The organism is Myxococcota bacterium, from assembly GCA_041389495.1.
Lineage (GTDB): Bacteria > Myxococcota_A > UBA9160 > UBA9160 > UBA4427 > JAWKRT01.
The window spans coordinates 1550808-1563930 of the sequence record JAWKRT010000001.1 but is presented as its reverse complement, the minus strand read 5'-3'; the positions used below and the strand labels follow the sequence as shown (position 1 = coordinate 1563930).

The following is a 13123-nucleotide window of genomic DNA, read 5'->3' as shown; positions in this document are numbered from 1 at the left end:
CGCGGCGCGCGCGGCATCCGACCCGGGCCCGGACGCGCTCGCGCGCGACGCGGCGACGAGGAGGCCCCATGCGACACCCCCGACTGCGCGCGCTCGCCGCGGCGCTCGCGTGCCTCGCGAGTGCGGTGCCCGGAGCCGCGCGCGCCGCGGATCTCGACCTCGACCTCTACGCGGCGCTGCTCGCCGAGTACACGCAGGCGGTCGACGCCACGGTCGGTACGCGCGTCGACTACGCGGGGCTCGGGCGCGAGCCGCGCTGGCGCGCGCTCGTCGCGTCGCTCGAGGCGGCGACGCCGTCGGCGCTGCCGACGCGCGAGGCGCGCCTCGCGTTCTGGATCAACGCCTACAACGTCCTCGCGATCGACACGGTGGTGGCGCACTACCCGGTCGACAGCATCCGCGACGTCGGCGCGGGCTGGGTGCGCATCCCGGGCTTCGCTCCCGTCTGGAAGCGGGAGGCGGCGCGCATCGAGGGGCGCGCGATCTCGCTCGACGGGATCGAGCACGCCACGCTGCGCCCGCTCGGCGAGCCGCGCATCCACGGCGCGATCGTGTGCGCGTCGACGTCGTGCCCGTCGCTCGCGCGCGAGCCGTTCCGCGCCGAGACGCTCGACGCGCAGCTCGACGCCGCGTGGCGGCGCTGGATGGCCGACCCGCGCAAGGGGCTGCGCGTCGACCGCGCGGCGATGCGCGTGACCACGAGTCGCATCCTCCTGTGGTTCGCGGAGGACTTCGAGGCGCAGGGCGGACCGCTCGCGTTCGCCGCGCGTTATGCGAGCGACGACGATCGCGCGTGGATCGCCGCGCACGACCCCGCCCTCGCGTACTTCGACTACGACTGGTCGCTCAACGACTGGCGCCGGTGAGCGCGGCGGATATGCTCCGCCCCCCTCGCACCCAGGAGCCAACGACGTGAGCGACGCCCCCCGCATCGTCCGCAAGAAGACGGGCAACTTCCTCGAGGACTTCCGGCCCGGCCAGGTGTTCCGCCACCACGGCGGCAAGACGGTGACCGAGGGGCTCTTCGCGATCTTCTCGGACTTCTCGATGGCGACGAACCCGCTGTCGAAGAACGCGCGTCACGCGCGCGCCCACGGCTACCGCGGCCTCGTCTGCCCGCCCGCGCTCACGATGCTGGTCGCGTTCTCGCAGACGGTCGAGGACATCTCCGAGAACGCGCGCGCGAACCTCGAGTACATCGACATGCGCTTCGGCGCGCCCGTGTACGTCGGCGACACGATCGAGGTCGAGACGAAGATCCTCGGCGTGCGGCCCTCCTCGAGCCGGCCGAACCTCGGCATCGTCTCCGTGCAGTCGACCGCGCGCAAGAACGTGGGCGCGGACGACGAGGCGATCGTCATGACCTGGCAGCGCAAGGTGCAGGTCTACAAGGACGACGCGAGCATCGAGGTCGAGGGCTTCGACGTCGCGCCCGACGAGGTGCCGTGCGAGCTCTGGCTGCCGGAGTACGCCGGCCGCGAGGCCTACGCCGGGCTCGCCCATCTGTCGAGCCGCGACTCGTACTTCGAGGATCTCGAGCCCGGCACGCGCATCGAGCACTCCCGCGCGCGCACCATCACCGACGAGCACATCTGGCTGACGGGCATCCTCGACAACACGAGCCAGGTGCACTGCAACCAGCACATGATCGACCGCGACCCGAAGCAGTACGTCGGCGGCCGGCTGATCGTGTTCGGCGGCATCCCGTTCACGCTCTGCCTCGGCCTGTCGAGCCCCGACGTCGGCGACAACGCGCTCGGCGACCTCGTCTACAAGACGGGGAGCCACACGGCGCCGCTCTTCGCGGGCGACACCGTCTACGCGGCCACGGACGTGCTCGGGAAGCGCGACCTCCCGGGCCGCCCCGACCTCGGCGTCGTCGAGACCCGCCTGCTCGGCTTCAAGCACGAGCGCGACGCCGACGCACCCGACGGCTGGAAGAAGACGCAGATCTTCACGCTCGACCGCGACGTCGTCGTGAAGCGCCGCAGCCACTACGCCTGAGCGCGAGCCCCGCGACGCCGAGCGCGGCGAGCGCGCCGGTGCCGGGCTCGGGGACGAGCGCGATCGTCGCGCTCCCGTCGTTGCGGACGAACGCGGCGAACGCCTCGCCCGAGGCGAGCCTGCCCGCGAGGGTCGCGAACGAGAGCCCGCCGCCGAGCGCTGCGTCGCGCGCTGCGCGCCGCGGCACCACGCCTACACGAGCCCCTTCACCGAGTCCGGCATCGCGTCGGCCACGCGGATGATGGGGATGCCGGTCTGGACGTTGCGCGTCATCTCCTCCATCGCGCGCGGGAGGTCGGCGAAGGCGTAGATCTCGCGGTGGACGGTGGGCTTGTAGACGCGGCCGTAGAGCTCGGTCGCGGCGGTGACGCCCTCGAGCGTCTCGTAGTGCGTGTGATCGAGCGTCACCTGCTTCACGGAGGCGAGCGTCGAGTTGTACGTGATCTTCTGCGAGAGCTGCCAGCCGGCCGAGACGTTCACGCCCTCGCGCGCGGCGACGGAGAAGCCCGCTTCGAAGACGGGCCCGCGCAGCATGTCGCACACGATGTCGGCGCCCTCGCCGTTCGTGAGCTTCTTCACCTCGGCGCCGAACGCCTTCACGTCGTCCCGGCTCGCGAAGCGGTGATAGGCCTTCTGGTCGATGCCGACGATGCCCTGCTTCTCGAGCGCGGCGCGCCGCTCGGGACTGCCCGAGCAGAAGAACGCGTTGTGCCCCTCGGCCTTCGCGTTCATCAGGAACAGCTCGGAGACGCCGCCGCCGAAGCCGAGCACGTTGAGCACGGCGCGGCGCTCGCGCGGCACCTTGATGCGGTAGATGCCGAGCGCGCGGCGCCACATGTGATAGGCGGTCGGCGCGCGCAGCGGAAGCGCGGCGATCTCCCACAGGTTCAGCCCGCAGGCGAGCGGCGCCTTCACGATCTGCCAGTCGCCGACGACCGCCTCCTGCGCGTACCAGCCGACGGAGTCCGGCATGTCGTAGGCCCAGATGCGCGTCGGGAAGCCGTACGCGTCGGGCGAGCCGTTGCAGTGCGTGATCACGACGTCGCCCGCGGCGAACTTCGCGACGTCGCGGCCGACCGCGAGCACCTCGCCGACGGCCGAGTTGCCCGGGAACATCTTGCCGCCCCGCGCCTCGGCGATGTTGACGGTGTCGGCGGTCGCCGCGTGGCTGATGTTATGTTCGGCCGACGCCGCGAGGATGCGCAGGTGCACGTCGCGCGGGCCGAGGTCGGGGAGCGCGAGGTCGTCGAGCCGGACGACGCGCGAGACGTCGATCTCGACGCCCTCCGCCTTGGCGCGCGCCGCCTCCGCCTCGATGGCCTCCGTCGTGATCGAGTACGCCTTGACCGTTCGTCCCATCGCCATCGCGCTCCCCGGTTTCGAGTGGGCGGGTACCCTACCGTCTTGCCGCGCGACGAGAAAGGCAATAAGGTCCGCGCGCTTACGCGATCGGCGGAAGGCCCCGCGCTGACTCCCGGTCGCGCTCCGCGCACCCCCACTGCGCCGGGACGCCGAGCGGGCCGCGATCGCGCCCGCAGGCGACCGGACGTCGACGCCGAGAGCCCAGGGCTTCCATCCAATGCGCTTCTACGAATACGAGTCGAAGGCGCTCTTCGAGCGCCGCGGGCTGCCGCTCGGCCCGCGCCGCGTCGTGCACACGGCGGACGAGGCACGCGCCGCGGCGCGCGAGCTCGCGGGCCCGGTCGTGCTCAAGAGCCAGGTGCTCTCGGGCGGCCGCATGAAGGCGGGCGCCGTGAAGTTCGCCGACACGCCCGACGAGGCGGCGGCGCGCCACGACGAGATCCTGCCCGTCGTCGTGCGCGGCGAGAAGGCGCGCTCGATCCTCGTCGAGCGCAAGAGCCCGATCGCGCAGGAGTACTACGTCGGCGTCACCTGGGACGGCCGCGCGAAGCTCCCGGTCGTGATCTTCTCCGACATGGGCGGCATCGACATCGAGGAGGTCGCGGAGACGCACCCCGACCGCGTCTCGAAGACGCACGTGTCGACCATCCTGCCGACGACGCCGCGCATCGCGAAGGAGGCGATCGGCGCGGTCGGCGTCTCGGGCAGCGACCTCAACAAGCTCGTGCCGATCGTCGCGAAGCTGGTCGACCTCTTCCTCGAGTACGACCTGACGCTCGCGGAGATCAACCCGCTCGCGAAGCTCGAGGACGGCACCTTCCTCGTGCTCGACGGCCACGTCGACATGGAGGCCGAAGCGCGCGACCGGCACGCGAAGCTGCTCGACGAGCTCGGGATCGGGAAGGAGGAGACGCGCCTCGCGCGCCCGCCGACGCCGTTCGAGATCGCCGGCGCGAAGGTCGACGCGAGCGACCACCGCGGCGTGGCCGGCAACGTCGTCGAGTTCGACGGGAACCTCGGGCTCGTGATCGGCGCGGGCGGCGGCTCGCTCACGCTGTTCGACGCGGTGCGCAAGCACGGCGGGAAGCCGGCCAACTACTGCGAGATCGGCGGCAACCCGAGCGTGAAGAAGGCCTGCGAGCTCACCAAGCTGATCCTCGGCAAGCCCGGCGTCGAGAAGATCGCCGTGATGATGAACGTCGTGTCGAACACGCGCGTGGACATCGTCGCGCGCGGTGTCATCAAGGGCTGCCTCGAGATGGGCAAGGACCCGAGCGAGGTGATCGCGATCTTCCGCATCCCGGGCTCGTGGGAGGACGAGGGCTTCAAGATCCTGGCGAAGTACGGCGTCGAGTACTGCGACCGCGGCGTCAGCATGTTCGAGGCGGCCGGCCGCGCCGTCGCGAAGATGGGAGGCGCGCCGCGATGAGCATCCTGATCGACCGCGACACGACGTTCATCGTGCAGGGCATCACGGGCCGCGAGGCCGTGAGCCTGACGCGCGAGAACCTGGCCTACGGAAGCAGGATCGTCGGCGGCGTCACGCCGGGGCGCGCGGGCCGCGACGTCTACGGCGTCCCCGTCTACGACTGCGTCCGCGACATCACGAAGGACCAGAAGGTCACGGGCTCGATCGTCTGCGTGCCGCCGAACTTCACGAAGGACGCGGTGTTCGAGGCGATCGAGAACGGCATCGAGCTCGTCGTCGTCGTCACCGAGCGCGTGCCGCGGCGCGAGGTCGCGCAGTGCGTCGAGCTCGCGAAGCTGCGCGGCGCGCGCATCATCGGGCCGAACTGCCTGGGCCTCATCTCGCCGGGGCCCGAGGGCGAAGGCATCAAGATGGGCGGCATCGGCGGCCCGGCGGCGAACACGCGCCAGGCGTACTCGAAGGGCCCGATCGGCGTGATGTCGCGCTCGGGCGGCATGACGACGGAGATCGCGTCGACGCTGACGGCGGCGGGCCTCGGGCAGAGCACGGCCGTCTCGATCGGCGGCGACGCCATCATCGGGACGACCTACGCCGAGCTCATGCCGCTCTTCGAGGCCGACCCGCAGACGAAGGCGATCGCGATCTACTCCGAGCCCGGCGGCCGCATGGAGGCCGAGCTCGCGGAGTGGGTGAAGGAGCACCGCTCGCGCCTGCCGATCGTCGCGTTCATGGCGGGCCGCTTCATGGACGAGATGCCCGGCATGCGGTTCGGCCACGCCGGCACCATCGTCGAGGGCAAGGCCGACACGACCGCCGACAAGATCGAGCGCATGCGCGCGGCGGGGATCCAGGTCGCGGAGCGGATCGAGGAGATCCCGGGGCTGCTCCGCAAGGCGCTCGGGGAGAAGCAGTGATGCCCGGACTCTTCATCGACGTCGTGGTCGACCCGAGCGCGGCCCGCGACCCGGAGGTCGCGCGCAGGCTCGACGACGCGTGCCCCGTCGACATCTTCGAGGCCACGGACGCGGGCGTGCGCATCGTCGAGGCGAACCTCGACGAGTGCACGCTGTGCGACCTCTGTCTCGACGCCGCGCCCGGCAAGGTGCGCGTCGTCAAGCTCTACGAGAAGGAGTAGCGGCCGTGCGCAGTGCGAAGGACTTCTTCCAGCCGATGGCGCTCGGCGCGCCGATGCCGCCGCGCGAGATCCCGTTCCGCCCGTCGCGCATGATCCACTTCTTCGATCCTTCGAACGAGAAGATGGCGGCGAAGATCCCCGACCTCGCCAGGAAGTGCGACGTCCTGCTCGGCAACCTCGAGGACGCGATCAAGGCCGACAACAAGGTCGCCGCGCGCGAGGGCCTCGTGAAGATCGCCCGCGACACGGACTTCGGCGATTGCCAGCTGTGGACGCGCGTGAACTGCCTCGAGAGCCCGTGGTTCCTCGACGACGTGACGCGCCTCGTCGGCGAGGTGGGCGACAAGCTCGACGTCGTGATGATCCCGAAGGTCGAGGGCGCCTGGGACATCCACTACGTCGATCGCCTGCTCGCGCAGCTCGAGGCGCGCGCCGGCCTCACGAAGCCGCTGCTCGTGCACGCCATCCTGGAGACGGCGCTCGGCGTCGCGAACGTCGAGGAGATCTGCGCGGCGAGCCCGCGCATGCAGGGCCTGTCGCTCGGCCCCGCCGACCTCGCCGCGAGCCGGCGCATGAAGACGACGCGCGTCGGCGGCGGCCACCCCGGCTACCTCGTGCGCCAGGATCCCGACCCGAGCGACGAGAGCGCGCCGCGCGCCACCGCGCAGCAGGACCTGTGGCACTACACGATGGCGCGCATGGTCGACGCCTGTAATGCGAACGGCATCCTTCCGTACTACGGCCCCTTCGGCGACATCAAGGACACGGTCGCCTGCGAGGACCAGTTCCGGAACGCGTTCCTGATGGGCTGCGTGGGCGCCTGGAGCCTGCACCCCGTGCAGGTCGACATCGCGCGGAAGGTGTTCAGCCCGCCCGTCGACGAGGTGCTCTGGGCGAAGCGCGTCCTCGAGGAGATGGGCGACGGCACCGGCGCCGTGATGATCGACGGCAAGATGCAGGACGACGCCACCGTGAAGCAGTGCCGCGTCATGGTCGAGTGCGCGCGCCTGATGGCCGAGCGCGACCCGGACCTCCGCAAGGCCTACGGGTTCTAGCCCGGCCCCGCCGACTGCCCCATCTCGAGCCAGCAGACCGTGCGCAGACCGCGCGGGTGCGGCGTCTTTGCGCTCGAGCCGCCGCCGCACCGCGCCGAACCAGGGCACCGCACCTCGCCTGCCGGGCCGCCATCGCGGAGCGCGCCGTACTGCGCCCGCCGTGCCCGGCGCGCGCAGAAGACAGGAGCCCCGCGATGCCGAGCGTCCTCGCCGCCGCCCACTCTCCCGCCGACCTCGCGAACGTGAGCGACGCGAGCCTGCCCTACGGGTTCTCCGAGATCTTCACCGGCGAAGGCTTCTTCGCCCGCCGCCTCGACCGCAAGCGGCTCAAGCTGATCCAATCCATCGACGACGCGCTGCGCGGCCTGCTCGCGAACGGCGAACGCGTCGAGGCCGTGACCTGGGGCGTCGAGTACTCGTTCGTCGACCACTACTTCATGGGCGCGTGGGCCTACCTCGTGAACCGCCGCGCCGTCGTGCTCACGAGCCAGCGCATCGTGCTGCTGCAGATCGACGGCCGCGGGCGCGCGCGCGAGCTGCGCTCCGAGGTTCGCTATGCGGCGATCGCGAGCGTCGTGAAGCGCCGGCTCGGCTACCTCGTGCTCACGCTCAACGACGGCAGGAAGCTCACGCTCACGGGCGTCCCGCGTCGCGACCGCGGCGCGCTGCGCGAGCGCCTCGAGGCGCACGTGCGCGCGAGCCGCACGGAGCCGCGCGTGTCGGGCCGCTCGAACCTGTGCCCCCACTGCGGCGTGCGCGTGCGCGAGTTTCCCGAGCGCTGCCGGCAGTGCGGCCGCGGCTTCAAGTCGGCGGCGCGCGCGGGCTGGCTGTCGCTCGCCTTCCCCGGCCTCGGCGACCTCTACCTCGGCCACCGCCTGCTCGGCGCGGTCGAGATCGCGGGCGGCGTCGGCGCCTGGCTCGTCGTCGGCCTCGCGGCCGTGCAGATCCACGCCGAGGACCCGTCGAGCTCGCTCGCGGCCACCGCCGTGCTCGCGACCGTCGTCTTCGCGTTCGTCCACGGCGTCGACGCCGTGATCACGCGGCGCATGGGCTTCAAGGGGATCTATCCCGCATCGGACGCGTGACGCGCGCGGCCGCGCGGCGCACGGCGTCGCGGCGCGGTAGCCTCGCGCGCCGCGAGATGCCGCCAGGAGGAGGGCTCGCCCATGCTCGACTCCGGTGGCGCGCGCGCGATGCGCGCCCTCGCCCTCGCCGCGACCCTCGCGCTCGTCGCGTGCGCGGGGGCCCCGCCGCCCGCCGCGCGCGGAGTCGCGCGGCAGTCGCCCGTCGACCTCCCCGTCGACCACGTGCTCGAGCGCTCCGCGCACCGCGTCGTCGTCGACTATCACGCGACGCCCGAGCACCTCGTCCTGCTGCCGCACACCCTCGAGCTCGAGATCGAGCGGGGGAGCGGCCTCGACTACGACGGCACGCGCTTCGACCTCGAGCAGCTCCACTTCCACACGCCGTCCGAGCACCGGCTCGAGGGACGGCGGCTTCCCCTCGAGATGCACCTCGTGCACCGGAGCGCGGCGGGGCGGCTGCTCGTCGTCGCCGTGCTCTTCGAGGCCGGCGCCGCCGACCCCTTCCTCGAGCGGCTGCTGAGCGACGCCCCGGCGCACGAGGGCCGCGTCGACCGCGCCGACGCGCTCGACGTCGCCGCGGCGCTCGGCGAGAGCGGGCCCTTCTACGCCTACGACGGCTCGCTCACGACGCATCCGTACACCGAGGGCGTCACGTGGCTCGTTCGCAAGCGGCGCGGAGAGGCGTCGAGCGACCAGATCGTGCGGCTGCTCGTGCTCGAGGGCGGCAACGCCCGCGACGTGCAGCCGCTCGGAGCCCGCGCGATCACCGAGTTCTGAGCCGCGCCGCGTCGGGACGCCCCGACGGTCGCGCCGCGCGCCCCGAGACGCCGCCATGACGACGCCCGCCACCCTGCCCGCGCCGCCCCCCTCGAACAACGCGAAGCGCCTCGGCGCGCACCTGCGCGGGCTCGTCGGTCGCGCGATCGCCGACTTCGGGATGATCGACGACGGCGACCGCGTGATGGTCTGCCTCTCGGGCGGCAAGGATTCGTACGCGATGCTCGACCTGCTGCTCTCGCTGCAGCGCTCGGCGCCCGTGAGGTTCGAGCTCGTCGCCGTGAACCTCGACCAGAAGCAGCCGGGCTTTCCCGCGCACGTGCTGCCCGACTGGCTCCGCGCGCGCGGCGTCCCCTTCCACGTGATCGAGCAGGACACGTACTCGGTCGTGAAGCGCGTCGTGCCGGAGGGGCGCACGCAGTGCGGCCTCTGCAGCCGACTTCGCCGCGGCGCGCTCTACCGCTTCGCGGCCGAGAACGGCTTCGACAAGATCGCGCTCGGCCACCACCGCGACGACATCGTCGAGACGTTCTTCCTGAACCTCTTCCACGGCGGGAAGCTCAAGGGCATGCCGCCCAAGCTCCGCTCGGACGACGGTCGCCACGTCGTCATCCGCCCGCTCTGCCATGCGACCGAGCGCGACATCGCGCGCTACGCGCGCGCGCGGCGGTTCCCGATCATCCCGTGCACGCTGTGCGGCTCGCAGCCGAACCTCGAGCGCAAGGCCGTCGCGCGCATGCTCGCCGAGTGGGAGCGCGCGCACCCCGGGCGCGTCGACTCCATCTTCCGCGCGCTGCAGCACGTCGAGCCGGCCACGCTCGCCGACGCGAAGCTGTTCGACTTCGCGGGGCTGTAGGGCCCCCGCGAGCGCCGACCGCGTCCCGCGCCCGGGCGCGGCGTCCTCGCGTCCTCGCGTCCTCGCGTCCTCGCGTCCTAGAACAGGAAGCCGACCCAGTGCCGCACGGCCCGCACGGACGTGTTCACGAGTCCGCTGAGCGTCGGCTGCGAGCCATTGCTGAAGTTGACGGTCCCGATGAAGCGCTGGTCGCTCGTCGCCGGGGAGTTCGTCCAGTAGAAGCTCCCTTTCGTGGGGCCGAAGACCGACTCGTCGATGCAGTTCGGGCCGGCGCTGCAGTCGACGATCGTCGCGAGCTCGCCCGGCTGCGGCAGCCGCCAGTCGCAGTAGTTCCCGTACCCGGTCGTGCCCGTCGTGCAGCTGTTCAGCTGGTCGAGGTAGCTCGTGAACGCGGTGCCGTTGCGCGGCGCGTCCGAGATCGTCGCGCTGCCGCCCGTGTACCAGTCGTAGGTGTTGTCGAAGTCGGTGACGCCGCCGGCGTCGTCGGTCTTGATCCACATGAGGCCGGTCTGCGTGTCGCCGACGGCGAAGCCCATGTCGATGAAGCGGATCCCCTGGATCGCGGCGGCCGATCGCAGCTGGAAGTCCGCCACCATCCCCTCGGCGCCGAGGGCGTCGATGGCGGAGGGGCACGTGCCGGGGCCGAACTTCGCGTCCGCCCTCGACTCCGCCTTCGCCCAGCGGTCGTAGAACTTCGCGAGGCACTTCGACAGGTCGAGCGTGGAGAGCCCCTTGCGCAGGGCCTTGTCCTGCTCGGCGTACACGCAGGACACGAGCTTGCGCGTCTCGGAGAGCTGCGCGCGCGTGCACTTGAGCTGGGCCTTCACGAAGGCCTCGCTCACGGCGTGCGACGAGCTCGCGAGGAAGAGCGAGAGCGCGACGATGGCCAGACGGCGGAGGGACGACATCGGGGGATACCTCGTTTCGTGGTGACGGGGGCGACCCTAACACCTGCGCGGCGGGGCATGACGCCCGCAACGGGCCCGAGCGGCGATCCGACCCGCAGCTTCCGCGCAGCGACCCGGGCCGCGGGCCTTCTCGCGGGAACCCGCTACGCTGGCGGCTCGAGAGGCTTCCGATCGGTTCCCAGGCGCGCCTTCCGCGCGCCTTCGTTTCCCATCGAGATCACTCCTCGAGGCCCGGGCAGCCTGCGCGATGCGACCACGTCGCACGGCGGCGCCCGCGGCCGGCCACTGCGACGGGAAACCCGGTCGGATCGTCCGAGCGCGTCACCGGAGCGAGTCGTGGCAGCGAGACCAACGCGCGCCACGAGGAATCATGACTTGGGCAAGAAGATCTATGTCGGCAACCTCCCCTTCTCGGCCACCGAGCAGGACCTCCGCGAAGTCTTCGAACGACACGGCGAGATCGACTCGGTGAACGTGATCGTCGACCGGGAGACCGGGCGGGCGCGCGGGTTCGCATTCGTCGAGATGGCCGATGCGAGCGCTGCGAGCGACGCCATCCGCGCGCTCGACGGCACCGAGATGGGCGGCCGCAACCTCCGCGTCAACGAGGCGGAGGACCGCCGCGGCGGCGGTGGTGGCGGCGGCGGCGGCGGCCGCGGCGGCTACCGGGGCGGCGATCGCGGCGGCGACCGCGGCGGGTTCCGACGCTAGGCGCGCACACACGGCGGGCCGGGCGGGCGCGCGCGTCGCCCCCGCCCGGCCCGCCTTCTTTCCACACCCCCCTTCGCGACGGAGGCGCCGCCATGGCCCAGTCGAATCGCATGTCCGCGCAGAAGCGATTGCGGGAGAAGAAGAAGGCCGAGGCCGCCGAGCAGAAGCGCCTCGACCGCAGCCAGAAGAAGTCGTCCGACGCCGCCGGCGGCACGGTCGCCGAGCGCGACGAGCTCGAGGGCTACGGCGTCCTGCACGGCCCGCTCGACGACACCGGGAACGACTGAGCCCGCCACTGCGCCCGCGGCCCTGCGGCGCCCGCGCGCCCGCGGCGCGTCAGGCCGGGATCGGCGACGCCCAGAGGTCGACCTCGTCGGCCGCGTCGACCACGACGGGAAGCCGATCGCCCGGCGCGAGGTCGAAGCCCGGCTCGAGGTAGACGTTGCCGTCGATCTCGGGCGCGTCGCCGCGCGAGCGCGCGACCACACCCTCGTCCGTGACCTCGTCGACGATCACCTCGATCTCGGTGCCGACGCGCTTCGCGAGGAGCTCGGCGCTGATCGCCTGCTGCGCCTGCATGAAGCGGTGCCAGCGCTCCTCCTTCACCTCGTCGGGAACCGGGTCGCCGAGCGCGTTCGCCGCGGCGCCCTGCACGGGCTCGTACCGGAAGCAGCCCACGCGATCGAGCCGCGCCTCGCCGAGCCAGTCGAGGAGGTGGGCGAAGTCGTCCTCGGTCTCGCCCGGGAAGCCCACGATGAAGGTCGAGCGCAGCACGAGGTCCGGGCACTCCGCGCGCCAGGCGCGGATGCGCGCGAGCGTCTTCGCGTCGTGCGCCGGGCGCTTCATCGCTTCCAGGATGCGCGGGCTCGCGTGCTGGAACGGGACGTCGAGGTACGGGAGCAGACGGCCCTCGGCCATCAGCGCGACGACCTCGTCGACGTGCGGATACGGGTAGACGTAGTGGAGGCGCACCCAGAGCCCCTGGTCGCCGAGCTCGGCGAGCGCGCGCGCGAGCTCGAGGAAGCGCGCCGGGCGCGCGACGCCGCGCCACTCGCTCGAGGCGTAGCCGAGATCGAGCCCGTAGGCGCTCGTGTCCTGCGAGATCACGAGCAGCTCCTGCACGCCGCCCTCGAGGAGCGCCTCGGCCTCGCGCATCACGTCGCCGAGCGGGCGGCTCGCGAGGCGCCCGCGCAGCTGCGGGATGATGCAGAACGAGCAGCGGTGGTTGCAGCCTTCCGAGACCTTCAGATAGGCATAGTGCGGCGGCGTGAGGCGCACGCCGCGACCGGGTGCGAGATCGAGGAACGCCGCGTGCGGCGGCGGCACGGCGTCGTGCACGGCGTCGAGCACGGCGTCCGTCTGCTGCGGGCCCGTGATCGCGAGGACGTTCGGGTGGGCGGCGCGGATCGTCTCGCGATCGACGCCGAGGCAGCCCGTGACGACGACGCGCCCGTTCTCGGCCAGCGCCTCGCCGATCGCCTCGAGCGACTCGGCGCGCGCGCTGTCGAGGAAGCCGCACGTGTTCACGACGACGACGTCCGCGCCCTCGTACGTGGGCGCGATCTCGTAGCCCTCGGCGCGCAGGCGCGTGAGGATGCGCTCGGAATCGACGAGCGCCTTGGGGCAGCCGAGGCTCGCGAACGCGACGCGCGCGGCCGCCGGTGCGGAGGTGCGCGCGGAGGAACGAGGCGACGTGGCGCGGGGTGACATGGGGCGCGAACGGTAGCCCGCGTGCGCGCGCGCCGCGGCCGCGCCCGGCGCGCCCGGCGCGCCGCCCGGCGCGTGCCACGCGCGTCCCCGC

The 13123-nt window shown here is 72.3% G+C and carries 14 protein-coding genes; 11 read left to right on the top strand and 3 right to left on the bottom strand.

Features of this window, described 5'->3' with window-relative positions; all coding sequences use genetic code 11:
* Nucleotides 1–68: 68 nt before the first annotated feature.
* Complete coding sequence (locus tag R3E88_06915; GenBank protein ID MEZ4216191.1) at nucleotides 69–866, top strand: DUF547 domain-containing protein; 798 nt, start codon at nucleotides 69–71, stop codon at nucleotides 864–866.
* Nucleotides 867–912: 46 nt separating this feature from the next.
* Nucleotides 913–2004 carry a MaoC family dehydratase gene (locus R3E88_06910; GenBank protein ID MEZ4216190.1) on the top strand — a complete coding sequence of 364 codons (1092 nt, stop codon included), beginning with the start codon at nucleotides 913–915 and terminating at the stop codon, nucleotides 2002–2004.
* 192 nt (nucleotides 2005–2196) lie between these two features.
* Here R3E88_06910 and R3E88_06905 read toward each other — a convergent pair whose 3' ends face one another.
* The gene (locus R3E88_06905; protein MEZ4216189.1) at nucleotides 2197–3363 is read right to left on the bottom strand and encodes a zinc-binding dehydrogenase; all 1167 of its coding nucleotides are present in this window, start codon (nucleotides 3361–3363) and stop codon (nucleotides 2197–2199) included.
* Nucleotides 3364–3583: 220 nt separating this feature from the next.
* Between R3E88_06905 and R3E88_06900 the strand changes: the two genes are divergently transcribed.
* The 7 genes from R3E88_06900 to ttcA all read left to right on the top strand — a co-directional run bounded on the left by R3E88_06900 (nucleotide 3584) and on the right by ttcA (nucleotide 9703).
* Entirely contained in the window at nucleotides 3584–4795 is a 1212-nt protein-coding gene (locus R3E88_06900; protein MEZ4216188.1) for an ATP-grasp domain-containing protein, read from the top strand.
* Nucleotides 4792–5709, top strand: coding sequence for a CoA-binding protein (locus R3E88_06895; protein MEZ4216187.1), 918 nt, complete (start codon nucleotides 4792–4794; stop codon nucleotides 5707–5709). The genes R3E88_06900 and R3E88_06895 overlap by 4 nt, the downstream gene beginning before the upstream one ends.
* On the top strand, nucleotides 5709–5930 hold the full coding sequence (locus R3E88_06890; protein MEZ4216186.1) for a hypothetical protein: 222 nt from the start codon (nucleotides 5709–5711) through the stop codon (nucleotides 5928–5930). Before R3E88_06895 ends, R3E88_06890 begins: the two co-directional genes overlap by 1 nt.
* Nucleotides 5931–5935: 5 nt before the next feature.
* Nucleotides 5936–6985, top strand: a complete 1050-nt coding sequence (locus R3E88_06885) for a CoA ester lyase (GenBank protein ID MEZ4216185.1) — start codon at nucleotides 5936–5938, stop codon at nucleotides 6983–6985.
* Nucleotides 6986–7179: 194 nt separating this feature from the next.
* On the top strand, nucleotides 7180–8070 hold the full coding sequence (locus R3E88_06880) for a hypothetical protein (protein MEZ4216184.1): 891 nt from the start codon (nucleotides 7180–7182) through the stop codon (nucleotides 8068–8070).
* Between the two features lie 81 nt (nucleotides 8071–8151).
* Complete coding sequence (locus R3E88_06875; protein ID MEZ4216183.1) at nucleotides 8152–8847, top strand: carbonic anhydrase family protein; 696 nt, start codon at nucleotides 8152–8154, stop codon at nucleotides 8845–8847.
* 55 nt (nucleotides 8848–8902) lie between these two features.
* The gene (gene ttcA / locus R3E88_06870) at nucleotides 8903–9703 is read left to right on the top strand and encodes a tRNA 2-thiocytidine(32) synthetase TtcA (protein MEZ4216182.1); all 801 of its coding nucleotides are present in this window, start codon (nucleotides 8903–8905) and stop codon (nucleotides 9701–9703) included.
* A 77-nt stretch (nucleotides 9704–9780) separates the two neighbouring features.
* Here the strand turns inward: ttcA and R3E88_06865 are convergent, their stop codons facing one another.
* Nucleotides 9781–10611 (bottom strand): DUF1566 domain-containing protein, encoded by an 831-nt coding sequence (locus R3E88_06865; GenBank protein ID MEZ4216181.1) that lies wholly within the window; start codon nucleotides 10609–10611, stop codon nucleotides 9781–9783.
* A 375-nt stretch (nucleotides 10612–10986) separates the two neighbouring features.
* Between R3E88_06865 and R3E88_06860 the strand changes: the two genes are divergently transcribed.
* Both R3E88_06860 and R3E88_06855 read left to right on the top strand, forming a co-directional pair.
* Nucleotides 10987–11322, top strand: coding sequence for an RNA-binding protein (locus R3E88_06860; GenBank protein MEZ4216180.1), 336 nt, complete (start codon nucleotides 10987–10989; stop codon nucleotides 11320–11322).
* A 92-nt stretch (nucleotides 11323–11414) separates the two neighbouring features.
* The gene (locus tag R3E88_06855) at nucleotides 11415–11609 is read left to right on the top strand and encodes a hypothetical protein (protein ID MEZ4216179.1); all 195 of its coding nucleotides are present in this window, start codon (nucleotides 11415–11417) and stop codon (nucleotides 11607–11609) included.
* 49 nt (nucleotides 11610–11658) lie between these two features.
* Here the strand turns inward: R3E88_06855 and rimO are convergent, their stop codons facing one another.
* Complete coding sequence (gene rimO / locus R3E88_06850) at nucleotides 11659–13032, bottom strand: 30S ribosomal protein S12 methylthiotransferase RimO (protein MEZ4216178.1); 1374 nt, start codon at nucleotides 13030–13032, stop codon at nucleotides 11659–11661.
* Between the last annotated feature and the right edge of the window lie 91 nt (nucleotides 13033–13123).

Excerpts from the sequence above, each read along its gene's own strand:
- R3E88_06875 (MEZ4216183.1), top strand. The coding sequence starts at position 8,152 with ATGCTCGACTCCGGTGGCGCGCGCGCGATGCGCGCCCTCGCCCTCGCC.
- R3E88_06890 (MEZ4216186.1), top strand. The coding sequence starts at position 5,709 with ATGCCCGGACTCTTCATCGACGTCGTGGTCGACCCGAGCGCGGCCCGC.
- ttcA (MEZ4216182.1), top strand. The coding sequence starts at position 8,903 with ATGACGACGCCCGCCACCCTGCCCGCGCCGCCCCCCTCGAACAACGCG.
- R3E88_06865 (MEZ4216181.1), bottom strand. The coding sequence starts at position 10,611 with ATGTCGTCCCTCCGCCGTCTGGCCATCGTCGCGCTCTCGCTCTTCCTC.
- R3E88_06855 (MEZ4216179.1), top strand. The coding sequence starts at position 11,415 with ATGGCCCAGTCGAATCGCATGTCCGCGCAGAAGCGATTGCGGGAGAAG.
- R3E88_06895 (MEZ4216187.1), top strand. The coding sequence starts at position 4,792 with ATGAGCATCCTGATCGACCGCGACACGACGTTCATCGTGCAGGGCATC.
- R3E88_06880 (MEZ4216184.1), top strand. The coding sequence starts at position 7,180 with ATGCCGAGCGTCCTCGCCGCCGCCCACTCTCCCGCCGACCTCGCGAAC.
- R3E88_06900 (MEZ4216188.1), top strand. The coding sequence starts at position 3,584 with ATGCGCTTCTACGAATACGAGTCGAAGGCGCTCTTCGAGCGCCGCGGG.
- R3E88_06905 (MEZ4216189.1), bottom strand. The coding sequence starts at position 3,363 with ATGGGACGAACGGTCAAGGCGTACTCGATCACGACGGAGGCCATCGAG.
- R3E88_06915 (MEZ4216191.1), top strand. The coding sequence starts at position 69 with ATGCGACACCCCCGACTGCGCGCGCTCGCCGCGGCGCTCGCGTGCCTC.
- rimO (MEZ4216178.1), bottom strand. The coding sequence starts at position 13,032 with ATGTCACCCCGCGCCACGTCGCCTCGTTCCTCCGCGCGCACCTCCGCA.